Raw genomic sequence first — 15,085 nt, forward strand, 5'->3', positions numbered from 1 at the left:
CTGATATTTATGCCAATGATCCGTTCCGGTGTTATCGTGTTCATACTGTTCGGGCATTCCTTCGGACCAATGGCAGCCATGCCCTCACTCCTTTTGATCCGTGGTCCGATGCGGCCACATTCAACTGTTCGGGACGTTGGAGAGCGGTGGTGCTGGCTTGCTTGGAAAATTGGTCAATTCCACACCATAGACCGCCCCGTCAGCAACCTCGGCCAAAGCGGCTGACGGCGGCAGCATAGCAAACCGGAGGTACAGAAGGGTCAGGATTGCCCAGGCTCCGCGAACCTGGGCAGCCGCCTCAGCCGCGCAGACGCTCCAAAAGGCGGGTCATCAGGGCCCGTTCTTCTTTGGCCGCCGCCTGCTGCGGCTGAGGCGGCCGGGCTGCCGGGACCGGCTGCCATTGACGTGCCCGGACCGGCGCGGGCGGCTGCTCCTGATCAGGGAGTGGCGCCGGGCTTTCGGCCCGGACAATATTGCGGACCGCAGCAAGCATGTCAGCATCGGAAGTGTCGTCAGGCACCCCCTCGATTTCCTGCCAGCGCCCGGGCTGATAGGCCGGCTGATAGGTCTGTCCCATACGGCTGCTCCTTCACGTAACATGCCGGCCTCACGCCGGGCTTGGGCTGCAGTCTGAATATAGGGCAACCGGCCATATTATTGCCGGATTTGCCTTAAATTAACCGCAGTTGCCTTGGTTTGGCAGCCAGGCTTGAACATTGCGCACACCGTCCGGCGTTTGTTGCCGTTTCGGGATCAATTGCGCCGCGGCGACTCGCCCTACGGCCCAGCCGCCTCCGGCTCGGTCCGCGCTCCGGACGCAAGAAAGGGGACGCCCCAGGGCGCCCCCCTTCTTCTCGTGGTCCTTGCTGGCGTCACGCCTTGGACAGGATGCCCCAGATTTCGTCCTTCAGCGCCGCGCGCTGCTTGCGCAGACTGGTTTCCGCCTCGGCGCTGACCGGCTCCACATTGGTTTCTGCGCGGTGCACCGCACGGTTCACCTCGTGATAGGTATCCGCCAGCTTGGCGAAATGGGCATCAGACTGTTTCAGCTGGCTCATCAGCGCCGCTTTTTCCGGGAATTCCTCGGCCAGTTCATGGGGAGTATTGGACACCTGCTCGCTCCTTCTACCTAGGGTCGCTTGCAGATTATTGCCTGCCCTGCCCGGCCACTTTGACGCGGATCAAAAGATGCCTTCGGCGGGCGGAATTTCGATGAAATTCCGGCAGTAAAAAGCCGCCCGCACAAAGGGGAGGTGGCGGGCGGCTTGCTGGCAGCGCAACAGGATCAGCGCTGCGCTTCGCGCCAGTTCGGGTTGAACCACGGCTCTGCGTTGGAGGACGGCAGGCGGCGGCCCAGGATGTGGTCGGAGGCCTTCTCGCCGGTCATGATCGAGGGGCCGTTGAGGTTGCCGTTGGTGATCCGCGGGAAGATCGAGCTGTCGGCAACGCGCAATCCGTCAACGCCGATGACGCGGCATTCCGGATCAACCACCGACATTGGATCATCCGCCGCGCCCATCTTGCATGTGCCGCAGGGGTGATAGGCGCTTTCCACATGCTCGCGCAGGAAGCCGTCGATCTCGTCGTCGGTCTGCAGATCGGTGCCGGGCTGGATCTCGTGCTTGAGGAACGGTTTCATCGCGTCCTGGGCAAAGATCTCGCGCGTCAGGCGCACGCATTTGCGGAAGTCGATCCAGTCCTGTTCGGTCGACATGTAGTTGAACAGGATCTTCGGCGCGTCCTTGGGGTCGCTGGAGGCCAGCGTGACCTCGCCTCGCGAAGGCGAGCGCATCGGGCCGACGTGGGCCTGGAAGCCGTGGCCCTCTGCCGCCGCCTGGCCGTCGTAGCGGACGGCGATGGGCAGGAAGTGGTACTGGATGTCCGGGTAGTCCACCCCCTTGTCGGAGCGGATGAAAGCGGCGCTTTCGAACTGGTTGGAGGCGCCCAGTCCGGTTTTGGTGAACAGCCATTGCGCCCCGACCAGACCCTTGCCTAACAGGTTCCAGTATTTGAACAGGGTGATCGGCTGCTTGCAGGCGAACTGGAAGTAGAATTCCAGGTGGTCCTGCAGGTTCTGGCCGACGCCGGGGCGGTCGGCGACCACGTCAATGCCGTGCTCGGCCAGGTGTTTGGCCGGGCCGATGCCCGAAAGCATCAGCATTTTGGGGGAGTTCAGCGAGGAGGCGGCCAGGATCACCTCGGCATTGGCGCGGATCACCTCGACCTTGCCGCCGCGTTCGATTTCGACACCGACGGCGCGGCCGTCCTCGATCACCACCTTGCGGGCAAGGGCGCGGATCATGTCGCAATTGTCGCGCTTCAGCGCCGGGCGCAGATAGGCATTGGCGGCAGACCAGCGGCGGCCCTTGTAGACCGTCATCTCCATCGGGCCGAAGCCTTCCTGCTGCTCGCCGTTGTAGTCGGAGGTGACCGGGTAGCCCGCCTGACTGCCTGCCTTGACGAAGGCATCGTGCAGCGGGTTGTCGCGGGGGCCGCGGGTCACATGCAGGGGGCCATCCTTGCCGCGCCAGTCCGGGTCGCCGCCGTGGCCGCGGCCGTTCCAGGTTTCCATGCGTTTGAAATAGGGCAGCACGTCGGCATAGGACCAGCCGGCAGCACCCGACTCGGCCCAGTGGTTGTAATCGCCCGCGTGGCCGCGCACGTAAACCATGCCGTTGATCGAGGAGGAGCCGCCGATCACCTTGCCGCGCGGGCAGACCAGCTCGCGGCCGCCCAGATGCGGCTCGGGCTGGGATTTATAGCCCCAGTCGTAAAGCGGCATGTTCATCGGGTAGCTGAGCGCCCCCGGCATCTGGATCAGCGGGCCGGCATCGGTGCCGCCGTGTTCGATAATCAGAACCTTCTTGCCCGCTTCCGACAGCCGGTAAGCCATGGCACAGCCGGCCGAACCGGCACCGACAATCACATAATCCGCATTCATCGCGTCTCTCCATTGCTGAGACCGGGTGCTGCCTCGCCTGCCCGGCTCTGCCTTGCTTTGCCTTGATGCTGCCCGCCGCGGCGGGCAGCACCTGATGTCACGCCCCGCTCCCCTGCCCTGATTGCCCTTTTGGGCAACGGGGCGGGCAGGCGGGAGTTGCCCAAAAGGGCAATCAGAACGCTGCTTCGACGTCGCCCATGCGCACGTAGACCGACTTCACCTGGCTGAAGTGCTTGATCGCCTCTTTCGAGTTCTCGCGGCCAACACCCGAAGCCTTGACGCCGCCAAACGGCGCCTCGACCGGCGCGTCGTTGTAGGAGTTGATGAAACAGCTGCCGGCCTCCAGCTGGCCGATCACCCGGTGCGCGCGGGTGAAGTCGCTGGTGAAGACGCCGGCCGAGAGGCCGAACTCGGTGTCATTGGCACGGGCGATCACTTCTTCCTCGGTGTCGAAATCCAGCACCGACATGACGGGGCCGAAGATTTCTTCACGGGCGATGGTCATATCGTCGGTCACATCGGCAAAGACGGTGGGCTGGATGTAGTAGCCGTCCATGTCCGCACGCGCGCCGCCGCAGACAACGCGGGCGCCTTCGGCTTTGCCCTTTTCGATGTAGCCCAGCACGATGTTCATCTGGTTTTCAGTGACCATAGGGCCAAAGCTGGTGGCCTCATCCATCGGGTCGCCAATGACGGCGTTGCCGGTGCGTTCTGCCAGGCGGGCCAGGAATTTCTCCTTGATGCCCTTCTGCACAAACACGCGGGTGCCGTTGGAGCAGACCTGGCCGGAGGAGTAGAAGTTGCCGTTGATGGCGCCGCCGACGGCGTTTTCCACATCGGCGTCGTCAAAGATGATTAGCGGCGACTTGCCGCCCAGCTCCATGGTGACGTGTTTCATGCCTGCGGCGGCAGCGGCATAGACCTTTTTGCCGGTCGGCACCGAGCCGGTCAGCGAGACCTTGTCGACGCGCGGGTCGGTGACCAGCGCACCGCCTACTTCGCCCATGCCCTGGACAACGTTGTAGATGCCCGCGGGGGCGCCGGCCTCATGCAGGATCTCGGCCACTTTCAGGGCGCAGAGCGGCGTGGTCTCGGAGGGTTTGAACACCATCGAGTTGCCGCAGGCCAGCGCAGGCGCGCCCTTCCAGCAGGCGATCTGGGTCGGGTAGTTCCAGGCGCCGATGCCGACGCAGAGGCCCAGCGCCTCGCGCACGGTGTAGACCCAGTCTTCGCCCATCGGGATGTGTTCACCGGTCAGGGAGCCTGCGAGGCCGCCGAAGTATTCCAGCGCGTCGGCGCCGGAAGTGGCGTCGGCCACCAGGGTTTCCTGCAGTGGCTTGCCGGTGTCGTAAGTTTCCAGCACCGACAGTTCGTGGTTCCGCTCGCGCATGATGTCGGCCGCGCGGCGCAGGATGCGGCCGCGCTCGGTGCCGGTCATCTTGGCCCAGGCCTTTTGCGCTTCCTTGGCGGTGGAGAGCGCCTGTTCGACGATCGCCGGAGTGGCAGCGTAGACGGTGGCGATCTGCTCACCGGTGGCGGCGTAAATCACCGGGATCGGGGTGCCAGCGGTGTCTTCGACGTATTCGCCGTTGATGAAGTGGCTGGCCTTGGGCTGGGCGGGATGGGTCATGATACTCTTGTCCAATCTGTTCAAGGGTTTCAGTACTGCCGGGGCAGCAATTGCGGGGTCTTCATGCGGCTGGCGGGCCGGGCCGCCAGCGGGTTCGGGTTCGGGCCGGCCTGCCTGGCGGCAGATGCGTCCGGGAGAAGCGGCTTGGCTGAAGCCGCTTGTCGCAGACCTCCCCGCGGGGAGCGGTTTGCAAAGGCGCCCGGCAGGCCCGAAGGCACCGCCAGGCAGTTGGTGGCTGAACCTGCTATTCGGGGAAACAGAGGTCCAGCCGGGAGACCGCCCTTAGTGGGCTGCCTTGATCTTTTCGAAGTCGAGCGTGTTTTCCTCGGGCGAGGCGTCGATGCTCATCACTTCGCTGCGCTTGGCAATCAGGATGTAGCCCAGGCAGGCCACGTAGATGCCGATCACCGCGGTACCGATCCATTGGATCTGCAGCCACTGGCTCTGGAAGGCCAGGGTCAGGCCGAACAGGACCACGGCGTTGCCGACAACATAAGGAATGGTGCCGAAACGCTGTGCCGTCAGGTTCAGGTTGTCGGTGTAAAGGCGGATCAGCGAGTCAAAGGAGTTGACCACGAAAATGATGCCAACAGCGACCATGGAGACGTTGATCAGCAGCGTCGTCTCAATGCTGTTCAGGTGGTAGTAATAGAGCACCGAGAACCAGATCCCCAGCGGGATCGACGGGAAGATCAGCAGCGCTGCCAGAACCTGCCAGGTGCGCAGGCCGCCGACGAAGCGGGAGGTGAACTGGCCGATCATGATCGACCATGCGAACCACCAGAACAGGTAGAACTCATGGTAATCGGTCAGCGGCAGCACGAACTTGTGGATGTTGGCGAAATAGCCGCCGATGTTCGATGCGGTGTCGGCAAAGGCGCCCAGGCCCATGCCAGCATAGGCCCACATGCCCAGGATCAGCGCCAGGAACAGCGCGGTGGAGCCCACCGAAAGGATCCGCACGTATTTGATGTCGGTCGACGAGAACGCGGCAAACAGGATCACCAGGAAGGTGATGACGTAGAAGGCCGGGATCACCGTTTCGCCATCACCCATGAAGGTGGCGTAATACGGCAGGTAGATCAGGAACAGCGCGCCGGTGAAGGCGCAGGTGCCGATGATCACGATGTTGTTGATCCATTTCACCAGCGGGATCTCAAAGAACTTCACCCGCGGTTCGATGACGCAGAAATAGAAGGTCGTCAGGAAGTAGAAGCCCCAGATCAGGAAGCCCCAGAAGCCGAACTCCAGCGCCAGCGGGTTGGTGAACCCATAGGCAGGTTCCGCCGCGGTGTCCGCATAGAGCGGGAAGTCCCAGGCCAGCGGGAACATGATCAGGCCCACGTCCAGGCCGGAGGTGAACAGGATTGCGATGAAGGTGAAAAGGTGAACGGGGGTCACGCCGACGTTGCGGACGTTCCACCACTTGATCACGCAGAACGCCACCAGCGCAAAGGCCAGCAGAATCCCGAACGAGATGATTGAAGTCATATGTCCCTCCCATTTCCGGGCGGTTTCCGCCCTAAGACATGGGACGGCTACATATCACAGCAGGCTGAAGCGCCAAACAGTTTTTTAAACGGTCATTCAAGAATCGGATTCACGCGAACAACAGTTGAAACGGCGGCCCAATTACCGCACAACTTAATCATGAGCAGGAAACGCATCCGGGACATCCGCAACGAGGAATTGATCGAAGCCACCATCGTTGCCGTGCACGAACGCGGCTACGGTGTTGTAACCATGGCGGAAATCGCGCGGGAGGCCGGGGCCTCGGCGGCCTCGATCAACTATTATTTCGGCTCCAAGGAAGGGCTGATGGAAGCCACGATGCTGCATCTTCTGGGCAAGCTGCGCCGGGCGATGAGTGCAGGCTATGCCACCGCGCGCACCCCGCGCGAACGGCTTTATGCGGTGATGGATGCGAACTTTGCCGACGATCTGTTCACCGTTCCGCAATGCAGTATCTGGATGCAATTCTGGGCCAATGCGCCCTATTCGCCGCGTCTCAGCCGCCTGCATCGAATCAACCGCGCCCGGGTGCGCAGCCATTTCCTGGCTGAATTGCGGGCCCTGCTGCCGACAGGCCAGGTGGAAACAGCGCGCCAGGCGCTGCAATGCTATATGGACGGGGTCTGGCTGCAGGCCGCGCAGTCGGAGAACCCCCTGGACCCGGAAACCGCACGGGCTGCGGCGCACCGGGTGGTGGATCTGGTCATTCCCTGACCGCCTGGCAGGCCTGCCCTCCAGCCCCCATCCCTACCCCTCAGCCCGCCGCTGATAGACCAGCCTGGTCCCATGAGGCAGGTAGATCAGCGTCATCTCGTCCGGTGTCAGGTTTTTGATCTGGTAGCACAGGCTGGTGCCGCGCTCGCTGTCGCGGGTCATCAGGAAGTCGCCCACGAAGCCTTTGCCGCGGCAGCTGGATTGGACGGAGATATATTCCGGCGCCATGGCGCTGCCACGGTAGCTGGACCGGCGGATTGCGCCGGACACTGTGAACCGGTCGTACGGATCGCCGGCAAGCTGCCAGTCGCCTTGCATGGTCTGCAGCATCCGGTCGAACCGGTTTGGCTTGCGCGCAACGGCGCTGTGCAGCATCAGCTCGCCATAAGAGCCGAAGAACGTGGTCATTTCCCCCTCTATCAGCAGCGGTGCGCCATGCGGCTGCTGCTGGAGAAATGCAAAGGTGCCGCTCCCGGGCGCGCTCTGCGCCTCTGCCCGGATTTGCATCCCGCCGCTGACAAAGCGGCAAGCCACGGCGCCGTCCGGCGGGGTTTCACAGCCCTGAAACACCACATCCGCCTTGTACGGAACCCCTTCACCCGCAGCATCAGAGGCGGTTTCGTTGTGCGAATGTGCGCTGAGCTGGATATCCTGCGCTTCAGGGCCGGCAAGAGCCTTGGCAAACCGCTGTTCAGCATAACCGCGCGATGCGCAATCCTTGCTGCCCTCAATCCGGAAGGTGCCGGGAGCGGTGCAGAACCGGATACTGTCGTCGCGGAAGCGGTAGCCGGGGCTTTGGGCACGGAAATAAATGAACTTGCCGCGGTGCTGCGGCGGCACCGGGTCCATGCAGTCCCCGGGACGCAAGGGGCGCCACCCTTCGGTGATCCAGCCCGCCGCGCCGCGGCTGCTGACGGCCAGCTGATGCAGGTCGCCGGTATCGTTGCAGATACTGGGGCCTGCAACTGCCACCGCCGGATCAATAAGGGCAGCCAGCAAAAGCGCCGGCAGCCATAGGAATAACGCCATTCGCAGCCCCCGCTGGCACCTGTAAGAGCGGGAGATTACCCCCGGTTTGTAACATCTTTAAGACGATCAAACCCCAGCAGGGTTACCGGAAGGTGTAGCGGATTTCCTTTTTATCCTGGCTTCACGCCAGGAGATGAAGCTGACCGCCGCCAGGATCAGCCCGCCGCCGGAGATCACCCAGATGTCGGCAGGCTCGCCAAAGGCCAGCGCGCCCAGGAGGGTGGCCCAGACCAGCTGCAGAAAGGTCACGGGCTGGGTGACGGCCACCGGTGCGGCGGCAAAAGCCATGGTCATGGTGTAATGCCCCGCAGTGGCAAAGCAGGCGACCCCGAACAGGATCGCGACTTCGGCCAGCGTCGGCGTCACCCAGACCGCCAGGGCAAAGGGGGCCAGACCAATGGTCACAAAGACCGACAGCATTCCCACCACCACCGCCGGGCTGTTGCTGCCGACGGTGAACTTGGCGATCAGATAGGAGGCGCCAAAGGACACAGCAGTGAACAGCATGGCGATATGGCCGGGTGATACCTCGCGGAAGCCGGGGCGCAGGATGATCAGGGCGCCGATCAAAGCGACGGCAATGGCGGAGATACGGCGGAAGGCCAGCTTTTCGCCCAGGAACAGCGCAGCTCCCAGGGTGACATAGACCGGCGACAGGTAGTTCATCGCCGTAACCTCAGCCAGCGGGATCTGGGTCATGGCGTAGAACCACAGGATCACGCCCGCCGTATGCACAACGCCGCGGCCCGCAAACAGCGCCCAAAGCCGCGGGGTGAGATGCGCCCTGCACAGCGCGCCGGCCATCGGGATCAGGAACACCAGCCCCAAAAGATAGCGCAGAAAGGCGCTTTCGGCCGGGGGGATACGGGTACCGAGCGATTTAACCAGCGCCGTCACCGCCACGAAGCAAAGGCCGGTCACCACCATCCAGAACACACCCCTGAGGGGGTTCTGAACATGCTGGACGGGGCGGGCGGATTGGCTCATGGGCGGACTGAACACCCGTTCTGTCAGCGGCGCAAGGCTTCACATGTGAATTATTTCCGCCGCTCGGGCAGTGGGATGAATTCCTTGTCGTCGCCGGGCGGCAGCTGGAAGCGCCCATGCTGCCAGTCGCCCGCGGCCCAGGATGCCTTGGCTTCTTCGATCCGCTCGCGGGAGGAAGCGACGAAATTCCACCAGATGTAACGCGGCCCGTTCAGCGTCGCGCCGCCCAGCGCCATCAGCCGGGCGCCCCCGGGGCCTGCCGTTACGGTGATCTCATCGCCGGGGCGGAACACCATCATGCGGCCGGCCTCAAAACTCTCCCCCGCAATTTCCACCGAACCTTGCGTCACATAGAGGCCCCGGTCCTCATGGTCGGAGGGCAGCGGCAGCTTGGCGCCAGGGTGCAGCACCACGTCGGCATAAAATGTTTCGGAATAAAGGGTTGCAGGGGCTTTCTCACCCCAGGCAGAGCCAAGGATCAGGCGCACAGTCTTGCCCTCACCCTCCAGCACCGGCAGCGCCTCCCTGCCGTGATGCTCAAAGGCGGCAGGCACATCCTCGTGGCTGTCGGGCAGCGCAATCCAGGTCTGGATGCCGAACAGGCTGCTGGGGTTTTGCCGGGTGGCGGCAGAGGTGCGCTCTGAATGGGTGACGCCTTGGCCCGCCACCATCCAGTTCACCTCGCCCGGATAGATCATCTGATGGGTGCCCAAAGAATCCCGATGCTCGAACTCACCCTGATAGAGGTAAGTGACCGTGCCGAGGCCGATATGGGGATGCGGGCGCACGTCGATACCCTGGCCGGTCAGAAACTCGGCGGGCCCGGCCTGATCAAAGAAGATAAACGGCCCGACCATCTGGCGTCGCGGCGCAGGCAGCGCGCGTCGGACCTCAAAGCCGCCGATATCGCGGGCGCGCGGGATGATCACGGTTTCAATCGCGTCAAGACTGCCCGCCTCCGGGCATTGCGGTTCCAGGGCCGGGTTCCAGCTCATCTTTCCCTCCTGTCTGCAGCTATAGGAGAAAGGTAGGCTGTTTGCGCGCGGGCGTAAGGCCGGCCCGCGCACATTTGCTGTTCGTCACATCAGGAGAAGCTTGGCGGCAATCGCCCACATGGTGAGGCCGACAACGGCGTCTAGAACCTGCCAGGCGCGCGGGCGGGCAAAAACCGGGGCCAGCAGGCTGGCGCCGTAGCCAAGCGTGAAGAAGAAGGTGAAGCTGGCAATAGCGGCGCCGGCGGCAAAGACCATCGGCTGCGGGTATTGGGCGGAGATCGACCCCAAGAGCACCACCGTGTCCAAATAAACATGCGGGTTCAGCCAGGTCAGCGCCAGCACCGTGGCCAGCACCGGCAGCAGGGCGGCGCCTGCGCCTTCCTGCGCGGCCTGCAGTGTCTCCCCGCCCTGCCAGGCGGCGCGCAGGGCGCGGGCGCCGTACCAGATCAGGAAGGCCGCGCCGCCCCAGCGCATGGCCTGCTCGAACCAGGGCAGCGCCACGGCCAGGGAGCCGAAGCCGAACACACCGGCAGTGATCAGCACCGCGTCCGACCCGGCACAGGTCAGGCAGATCCAGAACACATGCTGGCGCCGCAGCCCCTGGCGCAGGACAAAAGCGTTCTGGGCGCCGATCGCCATGATCAGGCTAAGGCCCAAGGCAAATCCGGCAATCAGGCTGGGGGGCATGTCTGTCTCCATCGTTGTGCTGGGATTTGACTAATGCTGGCCCACCCATTAATCCAGTTAAAGAGATTTAAGCTAGATTAGAGTTGCTAATGCGCATGGATCCCAGCCAGCTGGCAGCACTCAGCGCGGTGCTGCGCCTTGGCTCGTTTGAGGCGGCGGCGCATTCCCTGCGGGTGACGCCCTCAGCCATTTCACAGCGGATCAAGGCGCTGGAGGACCGGATTGGCGCGGCTCTGGTCTTGCGCGGGTCACCCTGCACCGGCACGGCTGCAGGTCTGCGGCTGGCAAAGCACGCCGAGGACATCGGCCTCCTGGAGGCGCAGCTGGCGCGGGAACTGGCGCTGGAGGAAGGTCATGGCCCGGTGCGGCTGCGGATTGCGGTCAATGCCGACAGCCTGGCGAACTGGTTCATTGACGCGATGGCCGCGGTGGACGGCGTGTTATTCGACCTCCTGGTGGATGATCAGGACCACAGCGCCGACTGGCTGAGGCGCGGCGAGGTCTCGGCGGCGGTGACTGCCAGCTCCAAACCGGTGACCGGGTTTGATGCGCATCCGCTGGGCAGGCTGGACTATGCGGCAACTGCCAGCCCGGCGTTCATGGCACGCTGGTTTCCGGATGGCGTGACACCAGAGGCCGCTGCAAAGGCACCTTGCATGATCTTCAACGCAAAGGACAATCTGCAAAAGCTCTGGCTGGAGCGCCATGTGGCGCCCGGCCTGGCGCCGCCTGCGCATTTCCTGCCCTCAACCCAGGCCTTCATTGATGCGGCTGCGGCGGGTCTGGGCTGGGGGATGAACCCGCTGGCCATGGTGGCGGCGGACATCCGATCTGGCCGCTTGGTGCCGCTGATCCCGGACAGCACCCTGCCGGTGCCGCTCACGTGGCAGGTGGCGCGGGTGATGGCCCCGGCCCTTGCGGAAGTGACCCGCGCCGTGCAGAAATCGGCGAAACAGTATTTGACCCAAGACTAATCCCGAAAGACCGCCCATGTTTGCCAAAGACGCTCTCAGCTATGCCCCGCTGCCCCTGCCCGACCGGGCGGAGTATTCCGATGCGGAGATGCACAGGAAGGCAGCGGAATTCCTGGCCCATATGCGGCGGCGGCACACGGTGCGGGATTTCACCGGTCAGCCGGTGCCGCGCGCGGTGATCGAGGATTGCATCCGCGCCGCCGGCACCGCGCCGTCGGGCGCCAATCACCAGCCCTGGTTTTTTGCCGCAATCTCCAACCCGGGGCTGAAGGCGCAGATCCGCGCGGAGGCCGAGGAGGAAGAACGCCGGTTCTATGCAGGCGGTGCAGGCGATGAGTGGATCAAGGCGCTGGAGCCGATCGGCACCAATGCGGACAAGCCGCATCTGACCACCGCGCCCTGGCTGATTGTGGTCTTTGCCCAGCGCTGGGGCGAGTTTGAGGACGGCACGCGTTTCAAGAACTATTATGTTCCGGAAAGCGTGAACATCGCCACCGGCGTGCTGCTGACGGCGCTGCACACCGCCGGGCTGTGCAGCCTGACCCATACGCCGAACCCGATGAAATTCCTGAACGGCGCCCTGGACCGCCCGGCCTCGGAGAAACCGACGATGATCATCGCCGTGGGCCACCCGGCAGGCGATGCCACGGTACCCGCGGTTGCCAAGCTGAAGAAGCCGCTGGAGGAGATCGCCGCATTTGTAGAATGACATCAGCCGCGGGCGCCCGGAAAATTCGAATTTTCCGGCCAATTTTCTTGCAAGAAAATTTCACCGCCTGCGGCAGGCGCTGCACCTGATGCGGCCCCCGGCCTCCCTGCGCCGCAGCCTGGCACTGCAGGTGGCTCTGCCCAGGGCGGCGGTGCTGCTGGGGTGGCTGGCGTTCAATCACTGGGTCAAACTGCCAGTGCCGCTGGTGGTTGCGCTGATCACCGCGGACGCGCTGTTTTTTCTCTGGCAATGCCGCAGCTTTCTGCGCAGCGCCGATGCCCATGTGCAAGGCACCGGCGCCATGGCGCCCATCTGGGGCGGCTATCTGCTGCTGCTGTTTGCGGGCTTCGCCGCGTTGACGCAGTGGTGGGACGCACTGCTGATTGCGCAGGAGGTTGAGGAGCCTGCCTATGCCGAGCAGCGGCGGCTGGAGCGTGAGGCGCTTTACAGCCTGCGGGTATCGGCGGATGGCGCAACGCTGATTTTTGACGGAGAGATTACCTTTGGCCTGACCCAGCGGATGCGGCGGCTGGCATTGGACCATCCCGGCATCCTTCAGGTATCGCTGGCCGGCCCCGGCGGGCTGGTTGCCGAGGCCCGCGGCGCTGCGCAGCTGATCCGCCAGCAGGGCTGGAACACCCGTGCCGCCCGTCTTTGCGCCTCGGCCTGCACCTTGATGTTTGCGGGCGGCGCAGAACGCAGCCTAGGCCCTGGGGGGCAGCTTGGCTTCCATAGCTATGCCCTGCTGTTCGAAAGCGGCCTGCCGCAGATCGACCTGGCGCAAGAACAGGAAAATGACCGCGCCTTTCTGCTGGAGCAGGGTATTCAAGCAGAGTTTGCCGCCCGGATCTTCAGCATGTCCCACAGCAGCCTTTGGATCCCCGGGCGCGCTGTGCTTCTGGAAGCCGGCGTTCTCACCCGCTAAGCGCCCCCTGCCGCCGGGCCGGTTTTTCTTGCCCGGTGCGGGTTTCGCCCCTAGCGTTTGCGGCATCAACCGGGGGTGTTTCATGACGCATTATATTCGAGCTGCTGCGCTGTGCCTTGGTGCGGGCCTGGCGGCATCGCCGGCACAGGCCGGGCTGGAGATCTGCAACAACGCGGGCCAGGATCTGAGCCTGGCCATCGGTTATTCCAGCGGCGGGGACTGGGTGTCCGAGGGCTGGTGGAACATTCCGGCAGGCCAGTGCAAATCCCCGGTCAGCGGGGACCTCAAGACGCGCTATTACTATTACCGCGCCAATTCCGGCGGTGCCGCCTTTGCCAGCGGCGATTACACGTTTTGCACCACCCCGCAGGCCTTTACCATTCACGGCGACAGCAAATGCGCTGCGCGCGGCTATGACACCCTGGGCTTCCGCAAGCTGGACACCGGTGAAACCGCAACTCATTTCACGCTGACGCTGAACGCCGCGGCAGCCCCCCCCCGGCAGAGCAGCCGCCAGCCCCGCCGCAAGGCAGCGCGCCCGGCACCTATGGCGAGCCTTACACGGACAATGTGATCCTGCAGGGCTGCCATTCAGAAGGCCATCGGTCCTGCAGTTTCCATGCCGGCGGCACCAAGTTCTTTGTTTATGACGACGGACGCACGCCGCAATTCGTCTTTGCCTTGATGGATGCCCTGGATCCTGGCACGCCCCTGACCGTCGAAGGCGATCTGGAGGCCGTCTATGACCGCACCGCGGATGCGGTGCTGCGGGATGCCGCAGTGCGCCCCTGGACAGAGCATGACGGGCTGCTCAACAAGCTGCAGGGCCATTGGTATTCGGTGGAGGATCCCAACGCGCAGTTCACCGTTCTGGGGGCGGAGCGGGACAATAGCTATGATGGCGCCTATGCCGGGCGGGACTATCTGGCGGTGTCGGACAGGTGCCGGAATTTCGAGGGCGGCGGCCCTTATCTATATGCCCGCGAGGAGGAGACCGGTGAAGATTACTGCTATGTAATCGACTATGCGGATCATCTGGAGCTGACGCTGATGTATCTGCCGCGCGGCAATATCCTGCAGTACCGCAAGTTGGACTGACGGCGCAGGGGCGCTGCCCCTCGGCCTGCGGCCTCACCCCGGAGTATTTGGGACCAGAAAGAAGCCGCAGCAAAGAAAAGGCCCGCCAGAAAGGCGGGCCGTATCTTCAGCTTCTGGCGCGGCAGCTCAGAGCTGCGCCATCACCTCGTCGGAGGCTTCAAAGTTGGTGGTGACACGCTGCACGTCGTCGTCGTCTTCCAGCGCATCGACCAGCTTCATCAGCTTCTGCATGCCTTCCAGGTCCAGCTCGGTGGTGGTGGTCGGCTTCCAGACCAGCTTGGTCGACTCAGATTCGCCCAACTCGGCCTCCAGCGCGTTGGAGACGTCGTTTAAGTCGCTGTCGGCGCAATAGATGATATGGCCGTCCTCGGAGCTTTCGACATCTTCAGCGCCTGCTTCAATGGCAGCCATCATCACGGTGTCAGCATCGCCCACGGAGGCCGGGTAAGCCACCTCGCCCTTGCGGTCGAACATAAACCCGACCGAGCCGGTCTCACCCAGGTTGCCGCCATTCTTGGAGAAGGTGGAGCGCACGTTGGAGGCGGTGCGGTTTTTGTTGTCGGTCATCGCCTCGACGATCACCGCAACGCCATTGGGGCCATAGCCCTCGTAGCGGATTTCGTCGTAGTTCTCGGCGTCGCCGCCGACGGCCTTCTTGATCGCGCGTTCGATCACGTCCTTGGGGACGGACTGGCTCTTGGCCTCTTTCACGGCCAGGCGCAGGCGCGGGTTCTTGTCGGGATCGGGGTCGCCCATCTTGGCGGCCACGGTGATCTCCTTGGCCAGCTTGGAAAACAGTTTTGACCGCGCCGCGTCCTGACGGCCCTTGCGGTGCTGAATGTTAGCCCATTTTGAATGGCCTGCCATGGTGCATCCTTGCTGCT

16 protein-coding genes are annotated in these 15,085 nt (G+C 63.7%); 6 read left to right on the forward strand and 10 right to left on the reverse strand.

What is annotated here, in order from left to right:
- Window positions 1-298 precede the first annotated feature (298 nt).
- From ACXAHG_RS04460 to ACXAHG_RS04480, 5 genes are all read right to left on the reverse strand, one after another.
- Window positions 299-577, reverse strand: coding sequence for a hypothetical protein (locus tag ACXAHG_RS04460; RefSeq protein WP_475056092.1), 279 nt, complete (start codon window positions 575-577; stop codon window positions 299-301).
- Between the two features lie 295 nt (window positions 578-872).
- Window positions 873-1,112, reverse strand: coding sequence for an HP1242/YdcH family protein (locus ACXAHG_RS04465; protein WP_475042335.1), 240 nt, complete (start codon window positions 1,110-1,112; stop codon window positions 873-875).
- A gap of 173 nt (window positions 1,113-1,285) precedes the next feature.
- Window positions 1,286-2,941, reverse strand: coding sequence for a choline dehydrogenase (gene betA, locus ACXAHG_RS04470; RefSeq protein WP_475056094.1), 1,656 nt, complete (start codon window positions 2,939-2,941; stop codon window positions 1,286-1,288).
- 172 nt (window positions 2,942-3,113) lie between these two features.
- A complete protein-coding gene (betB, locus tag ACXAHG_RS04475) occupies window positions 3,114-4,571 on the reverse strand; it encodes a betaine-aldehyde dehydrogenase (RefSeq protein ID WP_475056095.1) in 1,458 nt (485 codons plus the stop codon).
- A gap of 282 nt (window positions 4,572-4,853) precedes the next feature.
- The gene (locus tag ACXAHG_RS04480; RefSeq protein ID WP_475056096.1) at window positions 4,854-6,062 is read right to left on the reverse strand and encodes a BCCT family transporter; all 1,209 of its coding nucleotides are present in this window, start codon (window positions 6,060-6,062) and stop codon (window positions 4,854-4,856) included.
- Between the two features lie 159 nt (window positions 6,063-6,221).
- On the opposite strand from ACXAHG_RS04480, the gene betI reads away from it, so the two are divergent.
- Window positions 6,222-6,797, forward strand: coding sequence for a choline-binding transcriptional repressor BetI (betI, locus tag ACXAHG_RS04485; protein ID WP_475056098.1), 576 nt, complete (start codon window positions 6,222-6,224; stop codon window positions 6,795-6,797).
- 33 nt (window positions 6,798-6,830) lie between these two features.
- Here the strand turns inward: betI and ACXAHG_RS04490 are convergent, their stop codons facing one another.
- The 4 genes from ACXAHG_RS04490 to ACXAHG_RS04505 form a co-directional block, all read right to left on the reverse strand.
- A complete protein-coding gene (locus tag ACXAHG_RS04490) occupies window positions 6,831-7,826 on the reverse strand; it encodes a DUF1036 domain-containing protein (protein ID WP_475056099.1) in 996 nt (331 codons plus the stop codon).
- Window positions 7,827-7,892: 66 nt separating this feature from the next.
- Window positions 7,893-8,813, reverse strand: a complete 921-nt coding sequence (locus tag ACXAHG_RS04495) for a DMT family transporter (RefSeq protein WP_475056100.1) — start codon at window positions 8,811-8,813, stop codon at window positions 7,893-7,895.
- Window positions 8,814-8,863: 50 nt separating this feature from the next.
- On the reverse strand, window positions 8,864-9,808 hold the full coding sequence (locus ACXAHG_RS04500) for a pirin family protein (protein ID WP_475056102.1): 945 nt from the start codon (window positions 9,806-9,808) through the stop codon (window positions 8,864-8,866).
- 84 nt (window positions 9,809-9,892) lie between these two features.
- On the reverse strand, window positions 9,893-10,495 hold the full coding sequence (locus ACXAHG_RS04505; RefSeq protein ID WP_475042324.1) for a LysE/ArgO family amino acid transporter: 603 nt from the start codon (window positions 10,493-10,495) through the stop codon (window positions 9,893-9,895).
- Window positions 10,496-10,584: 89 nt separating this feature from the next.
- Here ACXAHG_RS04505 and ACXAHG_RS04510 point away from each other — a divergent pair, with 89 nt between their 5' ends.
- From ACXAHG_RS04510 to ACXAHG_RS04530, 5 genes are all read left to right on the forward strand, one after another.
- On the forward strand, window positions 10,585-11,469 hold the full coding sequence (locus tag ACXAHG_RS04510; RefSeq protein WP_475056104.1) for a LysR family transcriptional regulator ArgP: 885 nt from the start codon (window positions 10,585-10,587) through the stop codon (window positions 11,467-11,469).
- A gap of 16 nt (window positions 11,470-11,485) precedes the next feature.
- On the forward strand, window positions 11,486-12,178 hold the full coding sequence (locus ACXAHG_RS04515; protein WP_475056105.1) for a nitroreductase family protein: 693 nt from the start codon (window positions 11,486-11,488) through the stop codon (window positions 12,176-12,178).
- Window positions 12,179-12,266: 88 nt separating this feature from the next.
- A complete protein-coding gene (locus ACXAHG_RS04520) occupies window positions 12,267-13,103 on the forward strand; it encodes a COG3904 family protein (protein WP_475056107.1) in 837 nt (278 codons plus the stop codon).
- A gap of 82 nt (window positions 13,104-13,185) precedes the next feature.
- A complete protein-coding gene (locus tag ACXAHG_RS04525; protein WP_475056108.1) occupies window positions 13,186-13,677 on the forward strand; it encodes a DUF1036 domain-containing protein in 492 nt (163 codons plus the stop codon).
- A complete protein-coding gene (locus ACXAHG_RS04530) occupies window positions 13,674-14,201 on the forward strand; it encodes a hypothetical protein (RefSeq protein ID WP_475056110.1) in 528 nt (175 codons plus the stop codon). Before ACXAHG_RS04525 ends, ACXAHG_RS04530 begins: the two co-directional genes overlap by 4 nt.
- 126 nt (window positions 14,202-14,327) lie before the next feature.
- Here ACXAHG_RS04530 and ACXAHG_RS04535 read toward each other — a convergent pair whose 3' ends face one another.
- Window positions 14,328-15,068 (reverse strand): YebC/PmpR family DNA-binding transcriptional regulator, encoded by a 741-nt coding sequence (locus tag ACXAHG_RS04535; RefSeq protein WP_475056111.1) that lies wholly within the window; start codon window positions 15,066-15,068, stop codon window positions 14,328-14,330.
- Window positions 15,069-15,085 lie beyond the last annotated feature (17 nt).

The sequence above is a fragment of the Leisingera sp. ABD4_442 genome (genome assembly GCF_056160905.1).

Coding starts and splice junctions, on each gene's coding strand:
- ACXAHG_RS04460 (WP_475056092.1), bottom strand. CDS start 577: ATGGGACAGACCTATCAGCCGGCCTATCAGCCCGGGCGCTGGCAGGAA.
- betA (WP_475056094.1), bottom strand. CDS start 2,941: ATGAATGCGGATTATGTGATTGTCGGTGCCGGTTCGGCCGGCTGTGCC.
- betB (WP_475056095.1), bottom strand. CDS start 4,571: ATGACCCATCCCGCCCAGCCCAAGGCCAGCCACTTCATCAACGGCGAA.
- ACXAHG_RS04480 (WP_475056096.1), bottom strand. CDS start 6,062: ATGACTTCAATCATCTCGTTCGGGATTCTGCTGGCCTTTGCGCTGGTG.
- betI (WP_475056098.1), top strand. CDS start 6,222: ATGAGCAGGAAACGCATCCGGGACATCCGCAACGAGGAATTGATCGAA.
- ACXAHG_RS04490 (WP_475056099.1), bottom strand. CDS start 7,826: ATGGCGTTATTCCTATGGCTGCCGGCGCTTTTGCTGGCTGCCCTTATT.
- ACXAHG_RS04495 (WP_475056100.1), bottom strand. CDS start 8,813: ATGAGCCAATCCGCCCGCCCCGTCCAGCATGTTCAGAACCCCCTCAGG.
- ACXAHG_RS04500 (WP_475056102.1), bottom strand. CDS start 9,808: ATGAGCTGGAACCCGGCCCTGGAACCGCAATGCCCGGAGGCGGGCAGT.
- ACXAHG_RS04505 (WP_475042324.1), bottom strand. CDS start 10,495: ATGCCCCCCAGCCTGATTGCCGGATTTGCCTTGGGCCTTAGCCTGATC.
- ACXAHG_RS04510 (WP_475056104.1), top strand. CDS start 10,585: ATGCGCATGGATCCCAGCCAGCTGGCAGCACTCAGCGCGGTGCTGCGC.
- ACXAHG_RS04515 (WP_475056105.1), top strand. CDS start 11,486: ATGTTTGCCAAAGACGCTCTCAGCTATGCCCCGCTGCCCCTGCCCGAC.
- ACXAHG_RS04520 (WP_475056107.1), top strand. CDS start 12,267: ATGCGGCCCCCGGCCTCCCTGCGCCGCAGCCTGGCACTGCAGGTGGCT.
- ACXAHG_RS04525 (WP_475056108.1), top strand. CDS start 13,186: ATGACGCATTATATTCGAGCTGCTGCGCTGTGCCTTGGTGCGGGCCTG.
- ACXAHG_RS04535 (WP_475056111.1), bottom strand. CDS start 15,068: ATGGCAGGCCATTCAAAATGGGCTAACATTCAGCACCGCAAGGGCCGT.